Source organism: Nocardioides sp. NPDC006303, from assembly GCF_040613175.1.
GTDB lineage: Bacteria > Actinomycetota > Actinomycetes > Propionibacteriales > Nocardioidaceae > Nocardioides.
The window spans coordinates 58928-83776 of the sequence record NZ_JBEXRR010000011.1 but is presented as its reverse complement, the minus strand read 5'-3'; the positions used below and the strand labels follow the sequence as shown (position 1 = coordinate 83776).

Sequence of the window (24849 nt, the reverse complement as noted above, 5' to 3'; positions counted from 1 at the left end):
GGTGTTGTTCATGCTGGTGAACCGTTCGCTCCTCGCTGTCATCACGTGCGCACTCCTGCTCCTCGCCGCGTGCGGCTCGTCCGGCGGAGAGTCGGAGGTGGACGTCACGGATGCGAGCTCTGCGGAGACCGGGCAGGTTGACCCTGATCCCGATGATCCGACGGATCCCGACGAGCCGGCGGTGGCCGTGCCGACGTTGCCGATCGGTGGCGGGTCGTACCCGCTCGACGGCAGCCCCGGCGTGGTCTGCGCCGACGTCAGCTGGCTCTGGCCGAGCGGCAACGACCCGTCGGTGCCCGAGGGCGTCTCGGTCGTCGTCACCGGCTACGAGATCGACCCGGAGGTCTTCGAGCCGGCTGACGCGGCGTGCGACGGTGCGTCCTGCCTGGACGGATTCGTCTTCACCGCCGACTCGACCAGCTGCCAGGTGGCGATGCTCTCCCTGGTTCCCTGGACCGACGAGCAGGAGGGTGAGGACGCCGTGCTGCGGCTCAGCGGCGAGATGACCTGCCCGTCCGAGCCCTGCGAGCTCGAGGACGTCGAGGGTGGCGACACCGAGGCGTTCCTCAACGCGCCGGAGGTCGACACGGAGTCCGAGTCGTCGGAGTCGTCCGAGTCGTCCGAGTCGTCCGAGTCGTCCGAGTCGACGGACCCGGCCGAATCTGGCTGAGCCATGACCGATACGCCGCCGACGGGGATCGATCGCTGGGTGAGCCTGGCGACGAGCTTCGTCGCGCCGGTGACCGTGATCAGCGGCGTCCTGTTCTACTTCGGGTACGTCGCCGCCCGCGCCCAGTACGACTACTTCGGCCTCGACGTCGACGTGATCGGGCTCAGCACCCGCGCGTACGTCATGCGCAGCCCGCAGCCGCTGCTGACCCCGATGCTGGTCCTGGTGCTGGGCGGTGTCGCGGTGGTCGCGCTCCACCATTGGGTTCGGCGACAGTCCGCGGAGCCTTGGTTCGGCCGGCTCGTCACGATCGTCCTCGGCGTCGGGCTGGTCCTCCTGGCGGCCGGAACGGTGCTGCTGGCGAGCTTCTCCTTCGTCGGCGGCTGGGCCTACTACGCCCTGGTGACGCCCGTCCTGCTCGGCGGTGGCGCCGCACTCGTCGCGTACGCCCTGCGACTGCGCGGCGGCCGCCTCGAACCGCGCATCGTGCTGCTCTGGGTGGGCGTCGCCGCCTGCGTGATCTGGGCGACGGCCACGACCGCTCAATGGACCGGCCGTGGCCTGGCGATGGAGCAGGCCCGCAACCTGCGCAGCCTGCCCAGCGTCGTCCTCGACACCCGCGAGCGGCTGCACGTCCCGGCCACCGCCGGGGTCGAGGAGGTCGTACGACCTGATGCCGGCGAGGACGACTACCGCTTCCGCTACTGGAAGCTGAGGCTGCTGATCCAGGGCGACGACCGGATGTTCCTCGTGCCCGACACCTGGAGCGCCGGCGGCACCACCATCCTGGTCCGGCTCGATGACGACGTACGGGTCCAGTTCCAGTTCCGGAACTCGCCACCGAGCTAGCTCGGGCTTGATCGGGTGTCAGTTGGTCTTCTGTTCCTCGGCTCTGGTCGCATCCAGCGTGCCCAGCAACTGCAGCGCCTCGGCACTGGGCGAGCCGACGTCGGCGTGATACACGACGAGCTGTTGCCCGGGGCTGGAACGGACGTCGAAGGCCTCCATGCGGAGCGTCACCTCGCCGACGTCAGGGTGGTGGAATCGCTTGGACTCATGGCGTTTGCCGCGCGCATCCTGCCGGGCCCATAGTCGCCTGAAGTCCGCGCTCTGCTCGCTGACGGTGCGTAGAACATCGCGGATGCGCGGGTCGTGCGGGGCGTCGCCGTGGAGGAGGCGGAAGGCTGCCACCGTGTTCGCTGCAGCCTGCTCCCAGTCGGGGTAGAAGGTCCGCGCCGTGGGGTCCAGGAACACCTTGACGAGCAGGTTGGCGCCGTGACGGAACCCGTCGAAGAGGGCGTACGCCAGGCGGTTCCCGGCCAGCACGTCGTAGGCGCGGCCCAGCACGAGGGCAGGGGTGTCCGGCCACAGCTCCAGCAGCTGGAGCAGCTGGGGATCGACGCGTTCGGGGAGGATCGCGCGGGACGATGCCGGTGCCAGGCCGGCGATCCGATACAGATGCAACCGGGCCTCGTCGTCGAGTCGGAAGACGTCACTGAGGGCGTCGAGCACCTGGGCCGACGGGTGACGTTCGCGGCCCTGTTCGAGACGGACGTAGTAGTCGACGCTCATTCCCGCCAGCATCGCGACCTCCTCCCGACGCAGACCCGGGACACGGCGTACTCCGTGGCTCGGCACCTTCACGTCGTCGGGGCTCACCAGGGCGCGCCGACTGCGCAGATAGTCACCGAGGGGAGTCGAGGCCATGACTCCGATGCTAGGGCGAACAGGGCGTCGATGGGTGGGTGCGCTACTCCCAGGTACAGCGCGGCCTTCATGGCGGCTGTTGAAGGCAGCAGCGTTGAGGCATGACAGAAACGAAGACATCCAAGACAGTTCTGGTCACCGGTGCCAGCAGCGGGATCGGCGCGGCAACCGCGCGGCGCCTGGCTGCCGAGGGCCACCACGTGATTCTGACCGCTCGGCGTACGGAGCGCCTCGAGACGGTCGCCGCCGAGCTCCGCGACAGCGGACACAGCGCGGAGGCCCACGGTCTCGACGTCAGCGACCGGGCCGCGGTCGCCGCGCTGGTCGACTCCGTCGTGGCGGACCACGGACGCCTCGACGTCGTGGTCGGCAACGCCGGGGTGATGCTGCTGTCGCGGCTCGACGCGCTGCTGGTCGACGAGTGGGACCGCATGCTCGACGTCAACGTCAGGGGCCTTCTTCACGGCATCGCTGCCGTCCTCCCGCGCTTCAAGGCGCAGGGCGGCGGCCATGTGGTGACGATCGCGTCCATCGGTGCCCACGAGGTCGTTCCCACCTCGGCGGTCTATTCGGCCACGAAGTACGCGGCCTGGGCACTCACCGAGGGCCTACGACTCGAGTCCGATCCGAGCATCCGAGTCACCACGATCTCGCCCGGAGTCGTGGAGACCGAGCTGGCGGAGCACATCACGGATCCGGTCGCGTCAGCCGCGATGGAGGCGTACCGAGCCGCCAGCATCCCCGCGGACGCCATTGCCGGCGCCGTCAGCTATGCGATCGCCCAGCCGACCGGCGTCGATGTCAACGAGATCGTCATCCGTCCGGCCGCTCAGCGGAGCGCGTGAGGGTAGGCGAGTGCGTCCTTCAGCCGCGCGGCAAAGGCACTCGGGTGGTCCACGAAACCGGTGTGGTCGCCGGGGAACCGCATGGCGGTGAGTCCGAGCCGCGCGGCGAGCGCCTCGGCCGTACGCTCGCACAGCTGACCAGCCGACTCCTCGCCGATGCCGAGGACGATCCGAGGGCCGCGGCGCAGAGCTTCCTCGTCCGGCTCCCACCGCACGGAGGCCGGCAGCTCTTGGGCGTACCAGAACGCCTCCTCCGCGAGGGCGCTCGGGCTGCGCTCGCCGCCGAACATGGCCTCGAGCATGCCGTCCGGCACGACGATGTTCGCCTGTTCGAAGAACATGCCCCACGCGCCGACCACGTCGCCGTCGGCGTACCGACGCCTCATCCTGTCCGTCATCGCACGCTGCTCCTCCCGGTCGTCGAGGAGCTCCAGCAGCGGGGGCTCGTGTGTCACGATCGTCGTGGCGAGCTCGGGATGGCGCTGGGCGAAGGCGAGGGCCGTCACGGCACCGCCGCTGGACCCGAGGATCGCGACGGGGCCGAGGCCCGTGCGGCGTACGAGCTCGGCGAGATCGTCCGCGCGCTGCTCGGGTGTGGAGCCGACGGACCGATCGGCCAGGACGCTCCCGCCGTGGCCGCGTGGGTCGTGGGTGAGGACGGTGTGGTCGGCGGCGAGCGCCTCGGCGAGCGGGGCGAACTCCTCGGCGGTCATCGGTGATCCGACGAGTGCGACCGCGGGTCCGGATCCGCGTAGCTCGTAGCTCAGGCGTGTTTCGGGCAGGTTGATCAGGTTGGGTGCGTACATGGCGTTCTCCTCGGTGTCGATATCGGTGGTTGAAGTGGTCGGGTCGTCGCCAGGCAGGAGCCTTGCGACGAGGGGCGGCGCAGCCGCCGCGAGCAGGACGGTCAGCGCCGCGGGCAGCACCATCGCGCCGGCCAGCCCCACCCCGGCGGCGAGTCCGCCGATGAGAACGGGGCCCACGAATCCGCCGAGGTAGCCGATCGTGGTGACGACCGAGAGCCGCCGCGGGTCGATCCGGGTGGCGCCCAGGCTGCCGATCACGATCGGCCAGACCAGAGCCGTGCCCGCGCCGGCGAGCGCCCATCCTCCCGTGGCGACCACGACCTGCGCACCCTCCGCGACGACGGGGGAGAGGAGGACGAGTACGAACCCGAGCAGCGTCACTCCGGCGGCTGTCGCGACCAGGATCGGTGCGGCGACGGCGCCGCGCAGACGGTCTCCGGCGAAGCGGACGACGGTCATCGCAGCGAAGAAGGCGGCATACATCGTCGCTCCGGCGGCCGGTTCCTCACCGAGGACGCGAGTGGTGTGGACGCCCGCCCAGTCGGTTGCGGCACCTTCCACCACGAAGGCTGCGGCGGCCACGGCCCCGGCGCCGACGAGTACGGGGCTCACCCCGCGAGTCGGCCCCTGAGAAGCCGCCGCGTTCGGATCCGTCGCACTGCCCGGGGCGGTGCCGGTGTGTCCGATCGGGAGCCGCAGCGACAGCAGAGTGAGCAGGGCGCCGGCGCTCAGCGCGGCGGCAGGCAGTAGCAGGAGGCTGTCCGCGCCGGCGCGCAGCGCCGCTGCCAGTGCCGACGACCCCAGGACGGCGCCGAGCGTCCAGCATCCGTGCATCCGGGCGATCACGGGTCGTCCCGCTGCGCGCTCGGCGGCCGTCGCTTGCGAGGTGAGCCCGACGTTGATGGCGCCGCAGCAGAGGCCGAAGACGGCGGCGAGCGCGATCATCGGCTCGGCTGCGGGCATCGCCCCGATCGTGGCGAGGAGGAGCGCTGCCGTGGGGAGGGCGATGCGCAAGACGGCGGCGTCGCTCCAGCGATGGGCGAGCTGTCCGGCCAGCGGCATCGCGATCGCCGCGCCCAGTGCCAGGGTGAGGAGCAGGAGACCGAGTCGCGTGGGGCCGAGATCGACTCGGGCGTCGAGGACAGGAAGCCCCGCGCCCCAGACCGCGACGAGCATGCCCACTCCACCGTGCAGCGCGGTGATCACGCGCGGGCTTTCCGGTGCGGGGCTCGACGAGTACATGCCTCCAGGTTGCTCGCGGCTTCGGATGTACGTCCAACACCGGCGAAGCGCGGATCGACGCACTTCTGTTGTCGATCCGCTGCCGCCCGGTTCGCCGACCGGACAGAATGGGCCCGTGACGGGCGACCTCGAGATCAGGCTCCTGCGCCGTTTCGTGGCGGTCGCGGAGGAGCTGCACTTCGGGCGCGCGGCCGACCGGCTCTTCATCGCCCAGCAGGCGCTCAGCCGAGACGTACGCCGCCTTGAGGACGCTGCGGGCGTCCGCCTCCTCGACCGCTCCTCGCGCCGCGTCGCACTCACGCCGGAGGGCCGGCGTCTCGTGGACCGGGCGCGCGAGCTCATCGCGCTGCACGACCGTGCCGTACGCGACCTGCGCGCCGACACCGGCAGCCTCGTCATCGACGCCGTCGCTCCGGGGACGACGCCGGCTCGTGTGCTCGACGCGGCTCGGCGTACGGCCCCTGACATCGAGTTCATCGTCCGCTTCGGCGGCGGATCCGCGGACACGGTGGTCGGGGCGGACGTCGGCTTCGGCGCCACCCCACAGGGCCTCGCCGCCACGCGTGGGCAGGCGGTCCGTCATGAGCGGGTCATCGTGCTGCTCCCCGACGACCACGAGCTCACCGCGCTCGACGCCATACCGCTCGAGGCCCTTCGTACGGCCCAGGTGTGCACGCGCTCCGGCGACCACGTGACTCCCGCATGGGCTCGCGCGATGGGTCAGCTCCTCGCGCCGTTCGGCGTGGACCCGACGGACGGGCATCCCCATGTCCTCGGCGGTGCCGAGCTCGCCGCGCACCTACGGCTGCACGGCGCGCCCGGGCTGGCCCTGGAGAGCCAGGCGCCGGTCGAGGGCATCGTCATGCGTCCGCTCGTCGAGCCCGTCGCACTGTTCCCCTGGACGATGCGCTGGCGCGCGGATCTCGATCACCCCGGTCTCGAGGTGCTGAGACGCAGCGCACGCGCGTTGTCCGAGGCGCATGGCTGGATCACGGTGCCCGACGGCGCCTTGCTCCTGAGCTCCTGATCGGCCGCAACTGGCCGCTCCCGTCGAGTGGGTCGCGGATGGCCTGAGGGCGTCTGTCACCGGGTGAGAGGACGAAGGCCCCTCGTCGGCGACGACGTCCTCGGGTTGCCTTGGAAGCACGAAGTCGTCACCCGTCGGACGAGAGGATCCGCCGATGAGCACGGACAAGCCGAAGTCGACCCTCGGCGGCTCCCGAGCAGGACCGCTGCCAGCCGCGACGGCGTGGCGTGCGGTGGCACGCTGTGTCGTCGATTCGGCGCGAATGCTCGCCACAGGGGTCGTGCACTGGCCGCGCGGCAACGTGGGGCGCCGACTCCGGTTCGCCGACGGCACCACCGGTGAGGTGTACCGAGAGACAGTGGTCGCAGTGCCACCTGTCGAGCCGTGCCTTCTGGTCGTCTGCTTCCGGCTCCGCCGGGTCCGCGGTCGCGGACACCTGCTGTTCCGGTGGGAGAGCTGGCTGAACACCCCGCTGTTCGTGGGTTTCCCGGGATTCGTCTCCAAGCTCTGGCTCGCCGCCGACGAGCGCGGCCGTTACCGCGGGGTCTACGAATGGGACGGAGCAGATCTTGCCGATCACTACGCCCGGTCGCTGTGGAGGGTGCTCGCGCTGGTGAGCGAGCCGGAGTCGATCGACTTCCGGGTCGTGCCCAGGCTGCGACGCGACGAGGTGCTCGCGGATCCCGGCGTGCTCGAAGGTCACGCCGACCCCTTGGTCCCCGACTGGTGGTGCCCGGTCGGCACGTCGTGAGCTCCCTGGACGTGCTCGTCGTCGGGGCCGGCCCCACCGGTCTCACGCTTGCCCTGCAGGCTCACGAGCACGGCGCCACGGTACGCATCGTCGATCGCCGGAGCGAGGCGTTCCGGCGCTCGCGAGCGATGATCGTGCACGCCAGGACCCTCGAGTGCCTGCGCCCGCTCGGGGTGACGGCCGCCCTGCTCGACCGTGCCGACCGTAGCCCGCGCGCGCAGCTGCACGTCGGGAGCCGGGTCGTGGACGTCGGGCTGGGGGCGGCGGCCATGCGGGGCACGGCGTACCCGCATCTGACGATGGTGCGGCAGGCGGACGTGGAGGAGATCCTGCAGGACGCCCTGCGCCGGCGAGGCGTCGAGTTGGAGTGGGGCGTGGAGCTCGACGCGTTGGAGGTGGCCGACGAGCGCGCGCAGGCGACCTTGGGAACGACTCGTGGCCGCGAGCCGACGACGTCTCGGTACGTCGTCGGTTGCGACGGCCCCGCCAGCATGGTGCGGAACACCGCGGGGATCGCCTGGGACGGCGGCTCGTACCGCCAAGAGATCGTGCTCGCCGACCTCGAACTGGAGGCCGACCTGATGCCGGACGTACTCCATGTGGTCGCCGGTCGCACTGGCCTGCTGTTCCTGTTCGCACTCGGCGAAGGGGCGACCTGGCGCCTGCTCGGCACCCGTCCGGCCGGCAGCGCGGACCAGCCCTACGGCCAGCCCGGCCAGGCGGTGGACGCCGCCGAGGTGCAGGCCCTCATCGACGATGCCGGACTGGAGGCACAGGTCCGGGAGATGCCGTGGTCGGCGCAGGTGCGGCTCCAGCACCGCGTCGCCCGAAAGTTCCGGTACGGGCCCCTCTTCCTCGCCGGGGACGCCGCGCACACACACTCACCCGCGGCCGCCCAAGGCATGAACACCGGCATCATCGAAGCAGTCAACCTCGGCTGGAAGCTCGCATACGCCGACCACGCGCGCCCCGCCCTGCTGGACTCCTACGACCGCGAACGTCGGCCCGCGGCGCGCCAGGCGCTCGCACTCACCCACGCGGTCTTCTTCGCCGAGGCATCGACCCACCCGTTGCCGCAGTTCCTGCGCGGGAGGGTGCTGCCCCTGCTGGCACCGCTGCTCCCCATGATGGTGCGACAACCGCACGCCATGGCCGCCGTCATCACGCTTCTCTCACAGCCGTGGGTGCGTTACCCGGGCAGTGCCCTGTCGGTGGCGGACGGCTTCCTGGCCCGAGGACCGCGCCCCGGCGACCGGCTGCCGGACCGCGTCGTCACGTGCGCGGGCCGGCAGACGCGGCTGCACGACCTCACGGCCTCGCCCGGCGTACACCTGCTTCTGGCTCGCGACGCCGAGCGCGCCGAGCTCGACCGTCTCGGTCCACGCGTCACTGTCCACCGGATCGACAGCTGGCCCGGCACGGGCCTCACAGCCGTACGTCCGGACGGCCATGTCGGCTACCGATCGGCGCGCAGCGCGCGCGCTCTCACCGACTGGCTCGAACTCGTCGGAGCGACCTGATCTCTGGAGTCAGGTCCATGCGAGCCGTCAGCGGCCCCTGCATGCCTCGCCGGGAGACGGCACGAAGTCCTTGAGCCCAGCTCGGGCGAACATGCCGTAGCTCTGCGTCCCGTGGTAGCGGTCGGTGCCGCCCGGGCTCTGGTTGCCTCGTACGGCCAGCCCGTCGTCGTCGAAGCCCTCCGGGTTGCCCTCGATGGAGTCTGCGGTGTCCTGGCCCGAGAACACGCACTCCGACGAGGCGCGGTCCGGCGCGGGGATCTCGCCGCCGTTGCCGTTCACCTCTCCGGCGCTCGCGGCCCCGGCTCCCGCCAGCACGAGCCCCGCCGCCATGGCACAGCTTCCGATCCAAATCCTCATGATCTCTGTTCCTTCCGTCTTCGATGGCCCTGACCTGCCCTGCCGTGCCACCGAGCTTGTGGTTGGCGGTCCGCTCAACCAGACGAATGGCCGGAAGGCCGAGATGTCGTTCTAGGGCTAGCACTTTCATCATCTGTCCGGCCTCGACGCGTTGCTATACGCCAATCTGGGGGCTTTCCATACGAGGTCAGCGCGTCAGCCGTCGAACACTCGAGCAGCCAGGGCGGTAGCGTCAGGGCGCATGAGTAGCGCGTCGGTCCCCAACGAAGCGCTGCGGGTCGTGACGTGCGAGACCGAGGAGTCGCTCGCAGCGGCCAGTGTCCTGTTCAACCAGTACCGCCACCACTACGGCGAGCCGCCGGACGCGGACGATCGCACCATCGGCTGGCTCACCGACATGGTCCGGTCGAAGATGCTCACGATCTACACGGCCTTCGTGAACCCGTCGGAGGACGCACCGCCGATCGGCCTGGCGACCAGCCACGCGGTCCCTGCGTCCCTCACCATGGGACGGTTCTGGCAGCTGCGTGACCTGTACGTCCTCCCCGGGTCCCGCCGCAGGGGAGTGGCTGCCGCGCTGATGAGCGCCGTCCGCGAGGCGGCGCTCTCAGCAGGCGCTACACGCCTGTCCCTCGTGACCGAAACCGACAACCAAGCCGCTCTCCGCCTCTATCTAGGCCTCGGATTCAGGCCGGTCGAAGGTCTAGCCTCGCTCAGCCTCGACCTAGCGCCCCCTGAGGTCAGGGAGTAGGTCGGCCGTCTCTTCCTCGACCGGCTGCTCCGCCTGCGCAGAGTCCAGCTCGGGCAGGAGCCGATCGAGCCACGCGGGGAGCCACCAGTTCGCGGCGCCCAGGAGCTTCATGGTCGCGGGGACCAGGATCAGGCGTACGACGGTGGCGTCGAGGAAGATGGCTGTGGCCAGGCCGACGCCCATCATCTTCACCACCGGGTCGCTGCCGAGGACGAAGCCGGAGAAGACCGCGACCATGATCAGTGCGGCTGCGGTGATGGTGCGGCCGGTGCCGGCGATCCCTTCGATGACGGCGCGGGTGTTGTCGCCGTGGCGGCGGTACTGCTCGCGCACTCGCGACAGCAGGAACACCTCGTAGTCCATGGAGAGCCCGAACAGGATCGCGAACATGAACAGCGGGATGAAGGACACGATCGGCACCGTCGACTCCACGCCGATCAGGCCGGCCGCCCAGCCCCACTGGAAGACCATGACGAGCACGCCGTACGCCGCACCGACGCTCAGCAGGTTCAGCACGACCGCCTTGAGCGGCACCAGGATCGAGCGGAACAGCACGGCGAGCAGGAGGAACGACAGCAGCAGCACGGCCGCGACGAAGCGCGGCATCCGCTCCTGCACCCGGTCACCGAGGTCGGCGAAGGTCGCTGTCTGACCGCCGACATGGGCGGTCGCCGTGCTGCCGTCGAGCACCGTCGGGAAGACCTCGCTGCGCAGCCTCGTGACGGTCTCCTGGGTGGCAACGTCCTGGGGCGACGTGGTCGGCTGCGCCACCAGCGTGGCCACGTCCGAGGAGAGATCGATGATCGGTTCGCCGACCGCGGTGATGCCCGGGTCGGCGGCCACCGCCTCGGCCAGCGGCGCCACGACGGACTTGTCCTGCGAGATGTCGACAGCGATCACCAGAGGCCCGTTGGCGCCGGGCCCGAAACCGTCGGCGATCAGGTCGTACGCACGGCGTTCGGTCCTCGACTCGGGCTTGGTCCCGTCGTCCGGGAAGCCCAGGTTGAGCGCGAGAACGGGTGCGGCCAGGGCGATCATGAAGACCGCTCCTCCGACGAGGTACGCCGTCGCGTTGCGGGTCACGTGGGCGCCCCACCGGTACCAGCCGGTGCTCGGCTGATGCGCTCCGACTCCGGCCCGTCGCCGGCGGCCGTTGATCCGATGCCCCGCCAGTCCGAGAAGTGCCGGCAGCAGGGTGACCGAGGCGAGCACCATCACGAGCACCATCGCGGAGATGGCGACCCCGCCACCGGTCACGAACGGGATCCCGGCGACGAGCAATCCGAGGATCGCCACGACGACCGTGCCGCCGGCGAAGATCACGGCCTGTCCTGCGGTGGCCAGGGCTCGGCCGACCGCTTCAGGGACCGGCATCCCCGCAGCCAGGTTCTCGCGGTGCCGAGTGACCAGGAAGAGCGCGTAGTCGATGCCGACGCCGAGCCCGACCATGGCCGCGAGCTCCGGCGCCCACGCCGGGATGTCGATCAGGTACGTCACCAGCTTCATCGAGGTGATGCCGATGACCAGACCGAACAGCGCCATCCCGATCGGCAGGCCCATCGCGACGAAGGAGCCGAAGGCGATCAGCAGGACGATCATCGCGACGATGATCCCCGCGACCTCGCCGAGCCCGGTGGGTGCCTCCTCGAACGCGAAGAACAGGTCGCCGCCGGTCTCCAGCGTCAGCGACGACTCCTCTCGCAGATCGGCGACGGCGTCCTTGAGGTTGTCCAGGTCGGAGGCTTCGAGGTGCTCGACCGCCGGATACTGCACCCGCACGAGCGCGATGTCACCGTCCGGCGAGACGCTGCTCGTCGTACCCAGCACACCCGGGAGCTCCGCGAGTGCGGCCTCCACGGGCGCCACCTGCGTCGTGGCGTTCGGTGCTTCGAGCACGACGTGGGCGCTGATCCCGCCCTCGTCGGCCTGGGCCTCGGAGAGCAGCTCCGCGGCTTGGTAGGAGTCGAGGCCGGGGGCCTCGAAGCTCTCCTCGAGCTCGCGCCCGAAGGCGGCGGAGGAGGCGATGACGACGAGCGCGAGAACGACCCAGGCGCCGATGGCAGTCCAGGGACGGGTCGCGGCTGACCGGCCGAGCCGGTAGAGGAAATTGGACATGACTCCACCGTGGCCCGACGACGAACGATCCACATCGGGCCAAGGAGCAGTGGTCTCCTCGGCCGAAAGTACGAGGTGAGGATCGTGCTTGTGCCCCGTACGAGGAGGCCGTCCGCTCGCTAGGGTCGAGAGGTGGTGACCGCCTTCGTCCGCTCAGTCCTAGCCGAGCCCCGTGCCCCGGACCCGCCGGCTCGGGCGTGGTGGGACTGGGCCCTGGTCGGCGCCCTGCTGGTCACGGCCGTGGGCGAGGCGATCTTCCGGTCCGACGTACCGTGGCGCCCCTTGGCCACCGTGGTCACGCTCCTGGTGATCCCGGTCCTGCTCTTTCGGCGTACTCATCCACTCCTGGCGACAGCGGTCGGCTTCGGCGGCGGCGCGATGGTGCTGCAGATCCCGACGATCCTCGACGGCGTCGACGAGGTGGGGCTCAACACCATGGCGTGCGTCCTGCTGTTGCCTTACTCCTTGTATCGCTGGGCATCAGGACGCGAGGCTCTGATCGGTACGGCGATCGTCGCGGTCCCGGTGACTCTGGGACTCGCCGCGACCGAGAACGCCGGGGACCTGATCGGCGGCGCCACCGTGGTGATCGCGTCGTTCGCCCTCGGCGCCGCGATGCGCTACCGCGCGGTTGCGCGACAGCGCGAGGTCCAGCAGGTCCGTACGCTCGAGCGCGGCGACCTCGCCCGCGAGCTGCACGACACCGTCGCGCACCACGTCTCCGCCATCGCGATCCAGGCCCAGGCGGGGCGAGCGGTGGCAGCCACCGACCCGGCTTCGGCCCTCGAGGCGTTGGCGGTGATCGAGGCCGAGGCGTCGCGTACGTTGTCCGAGATGCGCACCATGGTCCGGGTGCTCCGCGACGGCGACGACGCGGCCGACTACGCGCCGCAGCGCGGCATCGGCGACCTGGACGAGTTGACCCGGATGAGCCCATTGGTGGAGGTGCAGTGCGTGGGCGATCTCGCCGACCTGCCGCAGCCGGTCGAGGTGTCGGTGTACCGGATCTGTCAGGAGTCGGTCACCAACGCGATCCGGCACGCCCTCTATCCCACGAAGGTCAGTGTGGAGGTCCGGGGCGAGGCCGACGTCGTACGGTTGCGTGTGCACGACGACGGAGAAGCAGCCCGCCCCGCGACCACCACGGGCTACGGCCTGCTCGGGATGGCTGAGCGGGCCAAGCTGCTCGGCGGCGTGTGCCAGGCCGGGCCGGACCCGGCCGGTGGCTGGACCGTCGAGGCGACCCTGCCGCGCGAGGTGTCTCGGTGACCAGCCAGGGGACCATTCGGGTGGTGGTCGCCGACGACCAGCTCCTGGTCCGCACCGGCCTGACGATGATCCTCAACGCGCAGCCCGGGATCGAGGTCGTCGGCGAGGCGATCGATGGTCATCAAGCAGTGACGATGGCCCGCGAGCTACGTCCCGATGTCTGCCTCTTCGACATCCGCATGCCCGGCATCGACGGCGTCGAAGCCACCCGCCAACTCGCCGGCCCCGGCGTCGAGGACCCCCTCGCCATCGTGGTCATCACGACCTTCGACCTCGACGAGTACGTCCACGGAGCCCTCAAGGCCGGCGCCCGCGGCTTCCTTCTCAAGGACGCCGGCACCGAGCTGCTGGTCCAGGCGATCCATGCAGCCGCGAACGGCGACGCGCTCATCTCGCCCAACATCACCCGCCGCCTCCTCACCACGCTGGCCGGCCTGGAACGAGCCACGCCGCCGGCCCAGCCGATCGAGCCGCTCACCGAGCGCGAGGAGGAGGTCCTGCTCACCGTCGCGCGCGGCCGCACCAATGCCGAGATCGCCGAGGAGCTGAACATCACCCTGAGCACGGTGAAGACCCATGTCGCCGCGCTGATGAACAAGCTCGGCGCCCGCAACCGCGTCGAGGTCGCGATGTGGGCGTACGAGACCAAGCGCGTGAAGGAATAGGGCCGTACCACATCTTGAGGAGATGGCTCGCGCTACCGTAGCGCCGCGCGGGGATCTGTTTAGACCTGTTACATGCGGTCGCGCGGGCCGACCAGTTCCGTTCTGCGGAGGGGATGTCTATGACTCTGGGCGATGACTCCGAGACCGGGAGCGAGGACTGGGATCGCACGAAGGCCTACCTGCAGAACGATCCGACCAAGTGGAACAGCCTTTCCTGGATCGCCGCGCGCACCCTCATCGAGTCGGTCAACGACGTCTTGGGACGCGGTACGCAGGGGCTCGTCGAGAAGCTGCGTACGAACTGGACGAAGAAGGACGAGCCGCTGACGATCGCCGCCTCCGAGGTCTCGAGGTTCCTGGTCATCGGCGACACGGGCGAGCAGGATGCGTCCCAGTACGTCGTCGCGCCCGCCCTGGCGCGAGCCGCGCGCGAGAGGTCGGACCGGGAGCGAGCCGGCTTCGTACTCGTCCTGAGCGACGTGATCTACCCGTCCGGGAACGTCAACGACTACGTGGACGGTTTCTACAAGCCGTACCGGTCGAACCGGGTGCCGGACCTCAAGGCGCCCCTCGACGTACGCGAAAGCTTCTCGCTTCCGGAGAACGTCCCGGTCTATGCGATGCCGGGCAACCACGACTGGTACGACGGCCTCTACGGCTTCGCCCACCAGTTCCTGTACGCGGCGGATGCACCGCCGACCTGGCCCAGCGATCTCCTGGCGCCTTCGTTCGACGAGCCGTTGGGGCGATGGCAGCTGATCCGGGACCGCTTCGGCCGCATCATGTGGCGCACACCCAGCGAACCGGCGGGCAGAGCCGCGCCGGCGCGGTGGGGGGAACCAGCCGCGGGTGGGGACCCGGCACCAGAAGCCACGCTGCAGCCGGCGCCGTACTTCGTCATCGAGGCCGAGCACGTGGACCTGGTGTGCATCGACACCGGCATCGACGGGACCATCGACGGACCGCAGCTCGACTGGCTGAGCTCGCTGAGCGGCGAGAAGCCGAAGATCCTGATGACCGGCAAGCCGCTGTTCGTCAACGGTGAGCGCCGGAAGGGTGCGGTGCCCGGGCGACCCGGCGAGACCGTCTACGACGTCGTGGCCGAGAGGAAGCACCGCTACGTCGCGACGGTGGGAGGCGACACCCACAACTTCCAGCTGTACGACCCGACGACGCCGGACAGCTCACGCGACGGCCTGTGGCACATCGTCAGTGGTGGTGGCGGCGCGTACACCCACGCCACCCATCCCATCCGGACGGCCGCCTCGGACGCGCGAACCGACCTTCGATTTCGGCCGACCAGGATCTTCCCGGGGTCGGCCGAGTCTCTGGCGTACTTCGCCCAGCAGCTGGTCCCCAGCATCTGGCGGCTGCTGCTGACCGTCGTGATGTTCGGCGGGGGAGTGGTCCTGGGCCGGGGGCTCGCCGAGACCGGTTGGAGCCGTCAGCTCCAGCTCGGAGACCAGGTCGTGCGAGTCGGGCCCGGGGGTGTGACCATCGCCGCGATGATCGTGCTGATGCTGCTGCACCTGGTGCCGCAACGTCCCGGACACAGTCATTTCGTACGCCGCCTGCTCCTGCGTCTCGAAGCGCTGGTCGTGGGGGTGTTGGCGACGCTGTTCCTGCACCACTATCTGCCTGATGCGGCCGGAGCGCTGCTGGTGCTGTTCGGCGCGAGCACCCTGTGGATCTGCCTCAACGCTTGGTGCGTGCGCTGGTCGAGATGGTGGAGCCCCGTCGAGCGGGTGCCCGGTTGGCATCACGTCGCGTTCGCGTGCGTGCTGGCGGCTCTAGTGGTCCTGGCTCTGCTGCCGATGGGCTTGGACGCGGGAGGCTCGGACGACGGACGTACGGTGTCCTGGGTCCTCGTCGTCGCGGTCGACCTCTACGTCGTCCTGGCGATCATCGGGTGGCGGAAGCGGATCGTCACCACCGTGAACGGCGCGAGGGCCGCGCGCTGGCTCGAGCGTTCGGTCGTGTGGGCCGTGCTCGCACAGACGGCCGTCGTCTCGGGCGAGATGCTGCGCGTGATGAGCGGCGAGGGCCTGACCGTGCTGTTCCTCAGTGGTCTGCTCGGCCTCGTGCCGTTGGCGGTGATCGCGGTGGTGGTGCTCGCGGCTGTTCTGGCCCCGGACTTCCTCACCCGACGCCTGCACGAGGAGCCCGTACGCCGCGCGCGGGCGTGGCTCCGCTGGCGGCGTCGGCTGGTTCAGCCCCTCGTGTTCCTTGCGCCGCCGGTGACGCTGGTGCTCTGGTGGTGGATCGCCGACGCCGTCGACTCAGAGTGGATGCGGGCCGCCTTCGCGCTGCCAGCGCTCATCGTGGTGACCGTGATCGGCATGCTGGTCGTCGACTGGGTGCGACGCGAGCACGAGCGCCTGTACATGCCGCTGCTGGTCGTCGCCGTCCTAGCCCTCGGGGTGCTCCTGCTGGGGGCGGCGGTGCCGGGCCTGCTCGACGTACCGGGCTTCTCGGCGCCCGGCCAGGTTGCGAACGAGCTCAGGACGTGGTGGCCGGCCGTGGCGGTCGGCGCGGCCTTCTTCACTGTCATCGCGGTCGGCGCCGCCGTCTTCCTCGCCCATCTGGTGTTCCTCGGCGCGTACTTGCTGATCTTGGATCCCAAGGCGTGGGTGAGTCCCCGCTACCACCAGGGCGCCGCGACGCACTTCGACTTCATCAGCGAGGTGGCCGCGACGGCCATCATCAAGGCCGAGCAGGAGGGCGGCCAAGCCGCGGCGGTCGAGGGCGTCGATCGGCGGACCAGACGTCGCGCGCAGATCGCCTTCCCCGGCCTGAACCCGCCGTTCGGGCCGATCCAGAAGTTCGTCTCCGAGATCTACTCACTCGACGAGCCGCCGTTCTTCAAGCACTTCCTCGAGTTCGAGACCTCACCCACCGAGGTCGTGGTGAAGATCCACCGCGTCCGCGGCGATCAGCCGGTTGAGATCGAAGAGGTGGCCAGGATCAGTCTTACGGTTGCGGCCGATGATGGCAGGTTTGTCCTGGGTCAATAGCGGTGTCGCGCTTCCAGGTTGAACGCCACCGCACACTTCGCCACTTGGGGCCCACGATCGTCAGACCATTCGACTCGGATCTGGTTCTGCCCGTACGCGCGGTGGCGGAGCCAGAACGGTAGGACCAGCTCCTGCCCGGGTGAGAGATGGGCTACAGGCCGGGGGATAGGGAGTTCCCAGGGAATCTGGTAGTAGCCCAGCGGAGATTCGCCGCTATAGCCGCCAACCAGGTTCGTCGACTCTGCGAGTTCCCCGAGCCTTTGGGCAGCAACTCGGTCCTCGCTCTCCAGGATCGCAACATCAATCCCGCGTGCTTCGGCTGGGCCGTGGTTAACGATCGTGATGCTGACCTTGTCTGATGCCTGCGCGCCGTTGGGCCTTTCCAAATCGAACGACACCACTCGGACGTCGGCGACCGCGCTGGCGCGCTGCGCCTCAGCCGCGGCGGCGACCTCATCGAGACGCCGCGCTTCCTCGATCCGGGTCATTCGCTCCTGAATCGACAGTTGTCCCGCATGCTGGCGCCGCTGGAGGAGTAGGGCGATGATCGAGATCACCAAAGCCCCAGCAGCGGCAAGTCCGCTGATCCAGTCCGCATTCACAGTCAAACGATCCTCCATTGCGGGGTTTGCCTTGATGACCGGAACTCCGACATTTAAGGTCCCGGCCTCGATGCCGGAGAGCAACCGCCTCGCGGCGGCTAGTATCGTCGACGTCTTCGATCAGAAGCTCGGGCTGCGCTCACCAGCCGGTGCCGATGACGTTTCCCGAGCGGGCGATGAATCCGCTCGCGCCGGTCTCGTCCCGTTCGCCCTGACCTCGGTAGTGGAACCAGCGGAGGTCCCCGGCTCGGTTGACTGCGAACATGCTGTGCCCGAAGCCACCCTGATTGGTGACTCCGCCGAAGAGGTGCACGATGTCACCGAACCCGCGGCCGATCGGGTTGCTGGTGTTCGCGGCCCAGCCCAGCACGCCGGATGGGTCCTCCTCACCATTTCCGGAGTAGGAGTACCAGCGCAGCAGGTTGTCCTCGGTGACCACGAAGAACACGTTCGCCGAGGCGTACACCAGGCGTACGCCCTGCCAGCCCTGCCCGATGATGTTTCCCGAGTTGGGGTGCCAGCCTGTCGTGCCGGCCGGGTCGTGCTCGCCGTTGCCCGTGTACCGGTACCAGCGCAGGAAGCCATCGGTCTCGACGGTGAAGATGTTGAACCCATGGATGCCGATGCCGATGCGCGGCGCGACGAACATCTTGGTCACGTTCTCGAACCCGCTGCGGATGGTGTTTCCGGAGTTCGGCACGAACCCCGCGGCGCCGGTTATGTCGGGCTCGCCGGCACCGTCGTAGCCGAACCAGCGCAGTGTCCCGTCGGGGTGGACCACCAAGATCACCCCGTCTCCGGCGCCGACGACCTGCTTCAGGTGAGCGAACCCTCGGCCGATCAGGTTCCCGGTGTTGGGGGACCACGACTGGAGGGCTAGCGGGTCGCCGGCCTGCTCGCCCTGGCCGTTGTAGCGGTTCCACTCCAGGTTGCCTTCGGTCGTCACCCCGAAGAAGACCCCTTGCCGGGTGAGACCACCGACACCGTCGGAGCCGTTGCCTCCATGGAACAGCCGCAGGTGCCGCACCGAGCTGGCGTGGGTCAGCGCCTCACCCCAGGAGACGCGCACGCGGCCGTCCGGGGCCGCGGCAAACTTGAGGGTCACGTTTGTCGTCGTCCCGTCTGACCACACAAGGGGAGGCGTCTCCTCGCCCACCTGCCAGACTCCCTGGACGCCGGCCAGCAGGTCCGGCGGGCGCAGGTTCTGGACGATGGGTCCGTTCGGGGTCGACTTCTGCACTCGCCAGACGCAGACGCCGTCACCGGGGAAGTCAGCGTCGTAACGCCGGGCCGGCCCGTCGGACCTGCGGCGCTCGACGAGGAAGTACTCGCTGTCCTGCCGGGTCTCGTCCCAGAGGATGATGGCCCCGTCGGCGGTGTCGTCGCGCACGTCCTCGGACCGTTGGCTCTTGAGCGCGAACCGGCGTGGTTCCGCCCAGCCGAGCTGCATCTTGTGCCACATGTCGAGGTGCACGACGACCTGGTCGTCGCTGGTGAAGGAGAAGGAGCTCATCAGCGTCATCAGCACGTTGCCGTTGTTGGGCTGCTGGCCCATGTTGTACATGTCGATCGTGCGCAACAGGTGGGAAGCTTCGTGGGCCAATTGATAGAAGGGTGTCAGGGGGCCGCCTCCCGCCAATCGGATCCGAATCTGGATGCCGTCAGGGAGGAAGGGGACGGTGCTGCCGGTCAGGGTGAAGGCCTCGTTGAAGGCGATGCCGGGCAAGGCGCCGGCGAAGTTCTCCACCATCACGATGCTGAGTTCGCTCTCCTCGAGCACGGCGTCAGCGTCGACGTTGTGCTGCGCAAGCATGTTGGGCGGAAACGTCTCCAGCACCTGCCTGCAGCGTTTGGACGGCACCCCGTCCGGAACCGTTGATCCCATCGTGACTTCGAACAGGCCCACCCGGGTGTAGCCGAAGCGGCCCAGGCTGTTCTCCTGAAAGTACGCGGAGAGGCTGGCCGGGTTGATCGGGTCGGCCGTCGAGAACGGCGGCGATGGGTGGCCGAATGCCAACTGCTCGTAGTAGCCGAGTCCATGGAAACTCGCGATCTTGCTGGGATTGCTATCCCAATCGACAAGAAGGGCCATTAGTGGACGGCTACCCAGGGCTTTCGTCCCGTCGCCCAGGGTCATGGAGCTGTGGCCGAAGTCGGCCAAAGACGCAGGAAAGAAAGCCATAACCCATGGAACTGCTGCCGATGTATGGAGTCATGCCCTATCTAGGCGATGTTGACGTGCCCCTGCTGAGCGGGTCAGGTTGTGCCAGACCCCGCGCCGCCCCGTGTCAGCGACTGCTGGATCTGCCATGCAGCGAAGGCGACCAGCAGGCCGCCGGCAATGCCGACCCATCCGGCGGAACGCACCTCGCCTTCCTCGCCGATCGCCACCCAGGCCGCTATGACGACCCCGACGTAGTGGACTGCGGTGAGGGCACCGGCAGAGATGAGGACGGCGGTGGCGAACCGACGCCGGGAGGAGAGAGACAGCATGCCGAAGGCCAGGCAACCGACCACTGCCGCCGGCTCGAAGATGAACTCGGCGCTTGCGCCTTCCTCGACCTCGGTCCAGTACGAGCTGAAGCCGTCGTACGGGATGAACAGCGCGAGGATGGCCAGTCCAGCGCCCGCCAGGGCCGATACGAGCCAGACGGGCTCGACCGGACCAACGTCGCGATCCCTCGGCGACACGCTCAAGCACGCCCGGCCTGCCACGACAGCTCCCACTCCGCCGCACGCGACAAGAAGACCCAGAACAACACCGATGGCGCCGATCTCCTCGAGGGAGAACTTCACCAGTCCGATGCCGGCGGCGCCCATGAGGATCCCGACCACGATGAACAGTCCTGCTGCGTCGGCTGTAGCCAGCTGCTCACGGCGGAGCTGTCCCGCCGCGAAGAGGAGAGCAAGGGCGGCAAGCCCTGCCTCGAACGGCGTGACGACCGCGAACGAGTCCCAGGACGTCGGGGCCTCGGCCAGCATCGGCAACGGAATCGCAGCCAGGAGCGCCACGGCAGCGATTGACGCGACGGCCGGCACCCACGCGGGCGGCTGGGGCTCGGTAGCTGCCACCGGCCGCGGGCTGTGCTCGGGCTCGCGCGCCACAGCGGCTTCGGCCGCCGGTGCGGGTATGTCTGGTGGGGGCGGCACGACCGTCGGTTGCTCAGGGACGGCCGGCGGGGGCGGGGGCGAGGCCTCGGCGGGCGTACGAGCTCGGTCGGCCGACCCTCGTACGACACTCTGGGTGTCATGCTCAGCCAGGTCGTCCAGCGCCATGCGGGCCGCGGCGGCGCGAGCGGAGTCCGCGTCGTCCAGCAACGCGGCCAGCTCCTCCACTGCACCGAGACGCACATTGGTGAACGGACTCGAGATGGCACCACGCAAGTCGGCCAACAGGTCCACCGGTTCAGGTGGGCGGTTGCTGCGGGCGATGTGGAAGTCCCCCTGCACGTCGAAGACCCACTTGCCCGGCGTCTGAGACGGCGTGACGGTCCGCACGCGGTCGAAGGCGAAGTCGTACAACTCGTCGACCGTCACGAAACCGTCACGATCCCGGTCCGCCTCGCCGGTGGCCAGACCCTCGACCAGAGCAGAGGTGAACACCGAAGGCTTGCCCTCGCCGGCAAGTTGGTCGCCCTCGAATGAGTACTCCATCGCGCTCGACGCCGTCAGCACGATCCGCCCGCGGCCATCGAAACGCTCCATGATGTCCATGCGCTCGTCGCCGCGATTCATCATCCCGCGCGCGAACGCGCCGCTGTAACAGCAGTCCAGGAACAGCACGATGCGCCGGGATCGACTCTTCGTCATCTGCCTGTTCACGTAGTCGGCGGGCAGGGACGTGGCGTCCAGGTGGTCGATCTCGGTGTCCGGCGTAGCGAAGTAGAGCCTCCCGTCCTCATCCTTCACCCCGTGGCACGAAAGATGCAGCAGGAGAAGATCGTCAGGCCCGCGGTCATCGAAGAAGCTGGAGACCTTGCGCCGGACCACATGCTCCGGCTCGTTGAGTGACACCTCGACCTCAAAGCCCCCGATCTCGGCGTTCCGGAGCACGCTTGCCAGTTGCTCGGCGTCGGTGGCGGGCGCGCGAAGCCTGCTCAACCGCTGGTCGTCGTACGTGTCGTTCGCCACCACCAGCGCGCTGCGCCGACCGGCGGTCATGGCACCGGTGAGGAGGCAGGTGGGTCCGGCTTCCCTGACCCGTGCAGGGCTGCGACGAACTCGTCGATGAGTCGATCCTGCTGCTCCCGCGACGCCGAGTCGATCTTGAGTGTCTGGTCGCCGATGGTGAGCTCGACCGCGTTGGCCCCGCGAGTAGAGGACATCCACCCCCGTATCACCCCCGCGATGGCGGTCACGGCGACCAGTGACTCCTGGAAAGCCACGAGCAGAACCCCGATCTCCGTGACGTCGATGCCACGGGTGCCAGGAGGCGCCGCGCACGCGCTCGCGCGTTCGACATCATCGACGCCGAGGTCCAGCAGCTCCCGGCGCAAGACCGAGCTGAGCTCATCGAGACGCTCCACATCAGGATCGTGGATCGTGATGGTCATCTGGCGACTCATCCGCGGCTCCTCGCTTCAAAGGACTCCCCTTATGGTCAGTGTCCTCCCAGACCGGGGGCTCGTCAGCGGATTCACCGACACGGTGGCCGAGCCCAGCCAGGGCGGGCTCGGCGAAGACGTGGACCTCAGGCCATCTCGGGGACATGCAGGTGTGCGTACGCGAGCTCGAACTCGTGCACGTCGAGGATCTCGCCGCCCGCGTCGCTCGCGGCCCGGCTGCGCATGTTGTCGGCCGCCGAGCGGCTGGCTTCCATCGCGGCGCGGGACTCCCAGGCTGTGGTGGCGCAACCCAGGCCGGACGACCGGCTCATCAGCAGGCTGGCGCTGCAGAATCCAGCGGTCTGCTCGAGCTCGGGAAGGATCCCCACCCGGAAGGTCTCGGCCATGGCGTCGAGGTCACCCTGCAGCCAGCTGACTCGGGCGCACTCGCCGTGATGGCTACGGTGCATGACGACGATCTCCCACTCGTCGATCTGCATGGAGCCGCCGAGGATGTCCTTCCCTCGATCGCGTACCGGGCGAAGCTGCTCATCGCTGGCGCGCATGGCCGCCTCGTCTTCCCACGAACTTGTTGCGATGCAGTGCCCGGTCTCGCGGTCGACCAGCATCGAGAGGCCGCGACAGCCCTCGATGCTGTCGAGCATGGGCCCGACCTCGTCCTTGACAAATGTGATGCCCGCGTCGATGTTGCCGGGGTTCCCGTGGAACGTACTGGAACGTGCGTACACGGCCCGCTCCTTTCTAGGACAGGGCAGTGCCCGGACCGGCACCGCCGGTAGTTTCCTGTCTACTCCTCTGTGCGCGGGGAAGCCATAGCCAAGCTTTGGGGTTCTCGGCCCCCGTCGGGCTGGTCCGACATTGTCTGTGCTGTTAGACGCGGTGTCTCAGTTGTCGATGCGGACAACGACTCGTCCAAGCGACTGACCGGACATGAGGTGGCGCAGTGCCTGTGGCGCTTGGCTCAGGGGGAAGGTCTGGTCGATCACCACGCGCAGCTGGCCGGTCTGCATGAGACTCGCAAGGGTGCCCATCAACTGCCGCTTGTCTGGTGACGCGAAGGACCCTCCGCGCAGTTGCGGGGAGACCGCCGAGCGTGCCACGAGTCCGAGGACGCGCGGGATGCTGCCGAGCCAGCGGTGGCCGGTTGCCCCGAATGCGTCATGCCCGATCAGTACGTAGCGCCCTCGCGGGTCCAGCACACGGCGGATCGCCTTGAAGGAGTGGTTGCCGGGCACGTCGAAGATGAGGTCCCACTGCTCACCGCTGCGCGTGAAGTCCTCAGAGGTGTAGTCGATGACTCGGTCCGCGCCAAGGGAGCGCACGAGTGCGAGCTTGCTCGCGTGGTCGACACCGGTGACTTGCGCGCCGTAGGCCTTGGCAAGCTGTACGGCGATCGCGCCGACGCCTCCCGCAGCGCCGTTGACCAGGACTCGCGACCCTGAGGGCACCCGTCGTCGGGGCAGATTGTTCAAGGCGATGAGCCCGGCGGTCGGCACCGCGGCCGCCTCCTCGAAGCTGACGCCGGAAGGCTTGAGCGCCACTCCCTCCTCGGGGGCCGTGGCGTACTCGGCGAACGCACCGCCGTTGCGCCATTGGATACCGCGAATGGTCTCCGCGAAGACTTCGTCACCCGGCTCGAACCGGGTTACCGCGCTCCCGACGGACTCCACCACCCCGGCGACGTCAGTCCCGGGTACGCGCTCGCGGGGGCGTCTGACTCCGGAGCCCATGAGGCGGAGGACCGCGGGCCGGCCGGCCACGACGTGCCACACATCCGGATGTACGGACGCTGCCCGGACCCGGACCAACACCTCGTCCTCGGCTGGGTCCGGCCGAGGGACGTCGCTCAGGCTGAGGTCGTCGACGGATCCGTAGCGGCCCTGAACGATCGCTCTCATGGTCGGAGCGTACTGGGACGGCGTCCTCGACCGATGAATACGAAAGCCGAAGATGGGAAGCGGCGGCGGCTGTCGGCGCCGCGCCTGAACGAAACTGTCGGTACGCACGCCTAGAGTTCGTCAGGTGATTACACAATGAGCAAGGACGCCGCAATGCGGGCAATGCGCGAGGCCCGGTATCGCGAAAGGCAAGATGCGTCGACCGACGACTCGACGCCGACCAGATCGGCGATTCGACCTGCGAAGGCCCAGGCCGCCAGGTCGGCTGCTCCGCCTTCGCCCGCCGAGGCGCTGTGTGGCCACCGTTCGATGAATGGACGCACCTGCACACGCGAGCAAGGCCACGCGGCGAAGAGCCACCGCTACTCCTAGCGCTCAGCCGTCTTGCCCCGTCCAGGCAACGCGCCCGCCGGTCCGTAGGAGCCGGCGCATCGAGCGCGCCGACAAGCGGCGGAAAGTTGCACACGCTGCGGCGGCACTCATCACCGATGGTGAAACACGCGTACTCATGTCGACTGGTGCCTCGTGGCTGCGGAATGCTGCGAGGCATGAAGCTCCCGATTGTCGGTGTGCGCCAGATCAAGCTCCCGGTGAGCGATCTGGCTCGCAGTGCTCGTTGGTATTCCGACCTGTTCGGCCTCGAGTTGGCGGCTGAGTTCTACGAGGACTCGGCGGTCCGGGGGATCGTGCTTGCCGACCACGCTGCGGGTTTCGTGATCGGCCTTCGTCAGCGAGAGTACTGTGCGAGTGGCCCGGTGCTGGACGGTTTCGATGTCTGTGCGTTCATGGTCAGCACGCCCGAACAGATGATGACGGTGGTCGCTCGGTGTGTCGATCTGGGCATCGCGCACGGCGAGATTCACGATCGCGGGGAGTTCGGCATCGCTATGGATGTGGCGGATCCGGACGGGACGATCCTTCGTTTCGTGGCTGGATCGCACACCGGACCACCTGGCACCTTCGCTGGAGTCGAGTTCGGGCCCGGGCCGCCGACCTTCTATGACCAACCGCGACTCAACTTCTAGCCAAGGCGTACGCCACAGGC

Annotated in this window: 21 protein-coding genes; 11 read left to right on the top strand and 10 right to left on the bottom strand. The window is 68.9% G+C overall.

The window, feature by feature from the left end:
• Positions 1-10: 10 nt before the first annotated feature.
• On the top strand, positions 11-670 hold the full coding sequence (locus tag ABZY89_RS11345; RefSeq protein WP_355227166.1) for a hypothetical protein: 660 nt from the start codon (positions 11-13) through the stop codon (positions 668-670).
• A 3-nt stretch (positions 671-673) separates the two neighbouring features.
• A complete protein-coding gene (locus ABZY89_RS11340) occupies positions 674-1519 on the top strand; it encodes a hypothetical protein (RefSeq protein WP_355227164.1) in 846 nt (281 codons plus the stop codon).
• Between the two features lie 18 nt (positions 1520-1537).
• On the opposite strand, the gene ABZY89_RS11335 is transcribed toward ABZY89_RS11340, so the two are convergent.
• Positions 1538-2377, bottom strand: a complete 840-nt coding sequence (locus tag ABZY89_RS11335; protein WP_355227162.1) for a helix-turn-helix transcriptional regulator — start codon at positions 2375-2377, stop codon at positions 1538-1540.
• 101 nt (positions 2378-2478) lie between these two features.
• Here ABZY89_RS11335 and ABZY89_RS11330 point away from each other — a divergent pair, with 101 nt between their 5' ends.
• Positions 2479-3222, top strand: coding sequence for an SDR family oxidoreductase (locus ABZY89_RS11330; RefSeq protein ID WP_355227160.1), 744 nt, complete (start codon positions 2479-2481; stop codon positions 3220-3222).
• Here the strand turns inward: ABZY89_RS11330 and ABZY89_RS11325 are convergent.
• Complete coding sequence (locus ABZY89_RS11325; protein ID WP_355227159.1) at positions 3207-5270, bottom strand: alpha/beta fold hydrolase; 2064 nt, start codon at positions 5268-5270, stop codon at positions 3207-3209. The genes ABZY89_RS11330 and ABZY89_RS11325 overlap by 16 nt on opposite strands.
• Before the next feature lie 115 nt (positions 5271-5385).
• Between ABZY89_RS11325 and ABZY89_RS11320 the strand changes: the two genes are divergently transcribed.
• The 3 genes from ABZY89_RS11320 to ABZY89_RS11310 all read left to right on the top strand — a co-directional run bounded on the left by ABZY89_RS11320 (position 5386) and on the right by ABZY89_RS11310 (position 8568).
• Positions 5386-6297, top strand: coding sequence for a LysR family transcriptional regulator (locus tag ABZY89_RS11320; RefSeq protein WP_355227157.1), 912 nt, complete (start codon positions 5386-5388; stop codon positions 6295-6297).
• A 154-nt stretch (positions 6298-6451) separates the two neighbouring features.
• Positions 6452-7048: a hypothetical protein gene (locus ABZY89_RS11315; RefSeq protein WP_355227156.1), complete on the top strand. Its 597-nt coding sequence runs from the start codon at positions 6452-6454 to the stop codon at positions 7046-7048.
• Positions 7045-8568 carry an FAD-dependent monooxygenase gene (locus tag ABZY89_RS11310; RefSeq protein WP_355227154.1) on the top strand — a complete coding sequence of 508 codons (1524 nt, stop codon included), beginning with the start codon at positions 7045-7047 and terminating at the stop codon, positions 8566-8568. The genes ABZY89_RS11315 and ABZY89_RS11310 overlap by 4 nt, the downstream gene beginning before the upstream one ends.
• A 27-nt stretch (positions 8569-8595) precedes the next feature.
• Here the strand turns inward: ABZY89_RS11310 and ABZY89_RS11305 are convergent, their stop codons facing one another.
• Positions 8596-8925, bottom strand: coding sequence for a hypothetical protein (locus tag ABZY89_RS11305; RefSeq protein WP_355227152.1), 330 nt, complete (start codon positions 8923-8925; stop codon positions 8596-8598).
• Positions 8926-9166: 241 nt separating this feature from the next.
• Here ABZY89_RS11305 and ABZY89_RS11300 point away from each other — a divergent pair, with 241 nt between their 5' ends.
• A complete protein-coding gene (locus ABZY89_RS11300; RefSeq protein WP_355227150.1) occupies positions 9167-9676 on the top strand; it encodes a GNAT family N-acetyltransferase in 510 nt (169 codons plus the stop codon).
• Here ABZY89_RS11300 and ABZY89_RS11295 read toward each other — a convergent pair.
• The gene (locus ABZY89_RS11295; protein WP_355227149.1) at positions 9650-11791 is read right to left on the bottom strand and encodes an MMPL family transporter; all 2142 of its coding nucleotides are present in this window, start codon (positions 11789-11791) and stop codon (positions 9650-9652) included. The two genes, ABZY89_RS11300 and ABZY89_RS11295, sit on opposite strands and share 27 nt — an antisense overlap.
• Positions 11792-11923: 132 nt before the next feature.
• Between ABZY89_RS11295 and ABZY89_RS11290 the strand changes: the two genes are divergently transcribed.
• The 3 genes from ABZY89_RS11290 to ABZY89_RS11280 all read left to right on the top strand — a co-directional run bounded on the left by ABZY89_RS11290 (position 11924) and on the right by ABZY89_RS11280 (position 16739).
• Entirely contained in the window at positions 11924-13060 is a 1137-nt protein-coding gene (locus ABZY89_RS11290) for a histidine kinase (protein WP_355227147.1), read from the top strand.
• The gene (locus tag ABZY89_RS11285; RefSeq protein WP_355227145.1) at positions 13057-13725 is read left to right on the top strand and encodes a response regulator transcription factor; all 669 of its coding nucleotides are present in this window, start codon (positions 13057-13059) and stop codon (positions 13723-13725) included. The genes ABZY89_RS11290 and ABZY89_RS11285 overlap by 4 nt, the downstream gene beginning before the upstream one ends.
• Positions 13726-13844: 119 nt before the next feature.
• Positions 13845-16739: a metallophosphoesterase gene (locus ABZY89_RS11280; RefSeq protein WP_355227143.1), complete on the top strand. Its 2895-nt coding sequence runs from the start codon at positions 13845-13847 to the stop codon at positions 16737-16739.
• On the opposite strand, the gene ABZY89_RS11275 is transcribed toward ABZY89_RS11280, so the two are convergent.
• The 6 genes from ABZY89_RS11275 to ABZY89_RS11250 all read right to left on the bottom strand — a co-directional run bounded on the left by ABZY89_RS11275 (position 16733) and on the right by ABZY89_RS11250 (position 23804).
• Positions 16733-17425 (bottom strand): hypothetical protein, encoded by a 693-nt coding sequence (locus tag ABZY89_RS11275; protein WP_355227141.1) that lies wholly within the window; start codon positions 17423-17425, stop codon positions 16733-16735. The genes ABZY89_RS11280 and ABZY89_RS11275 overlap by 7 nt on opposite strands.
• A gap of 55 nt (positions 17426-17480) precedes the next feature.
• Positions 17481-19358, bottom strand: a complete 1878-nt coding sequence (locus tag ABZY89_RS11270) for a tachylectin-related carbohydrate-binding protein (protein WP_355227139.1) — start codon at positions 19356-19358, stop codon at positions 17481-17483.
• Positions 19359-19597: 239 nt separating this feature from the next.
• On the bottom strand, positions 19598-21502 hold the full coding sequence (locus ABZY89_RS11265) for a caspase family protein (RefSeq protein ID WP_355227137.1): 1905 nt from the start codon (positions 21500-21502) through the stop codon (positions 19598-19600).
• Entirely contained in the window at positions 21499-21906 is a 408-nt protein-coding gene (locus ABZY89_RS11260) for a hypothetical protein (RefSeq protein WP_355227136.1), read from the bottom strand. Before ABZY89_RS11260 ends, ABZY89_RS11265 begins: the two co-directional genes overlap by 4 nt.
• A 125-nt stretch (positions 21907-22031) precedes the next feature.
• The gene (locus ABZY89_RS11255; RefSeq protein ID WP_355227135.1) at positions 22032-22634 is read right to left on the bottom strand and encodes an antibiotic biosynthesis monooxygenase; all 603 of its coding nucleotides are present in this window, start codon (positions 22632-22634) and stop codon (positions 22032-22034) included.
• A 156-nt stretch (positions 22635-22790) separates the two neighbouring features.
• Positions 22791-23804, bottom strand: a complete 1014-nt coding sequence (locus ABZY89_RS11250; protein WP_355227134.1) for an NAD(P)-dependent alcohol dehydrogenase — start codon at positions 23802-23804, stop codon at positions 22791-22793.
• Between the two features lie 548 nt (positions 23805-24352).
• Between ABZY89_RS11250 and ABZY89_RS11245 the strand changes: the two genes are divergently transcribed.
• Positions 24353-24829 carry a VOC family protein gene (locus ABZY89_RS11245; RefSeq protein ID WP_355227132.1) on the top strand — a complete coding sequence of 159 codons (477 nt, stop codon included), beginning with the start codon at positions 24353-24355 and terminating at the stop codon, positions 24827-24829.
• Positions 24830-24849 lie beyond the last annotated feature (20 nt).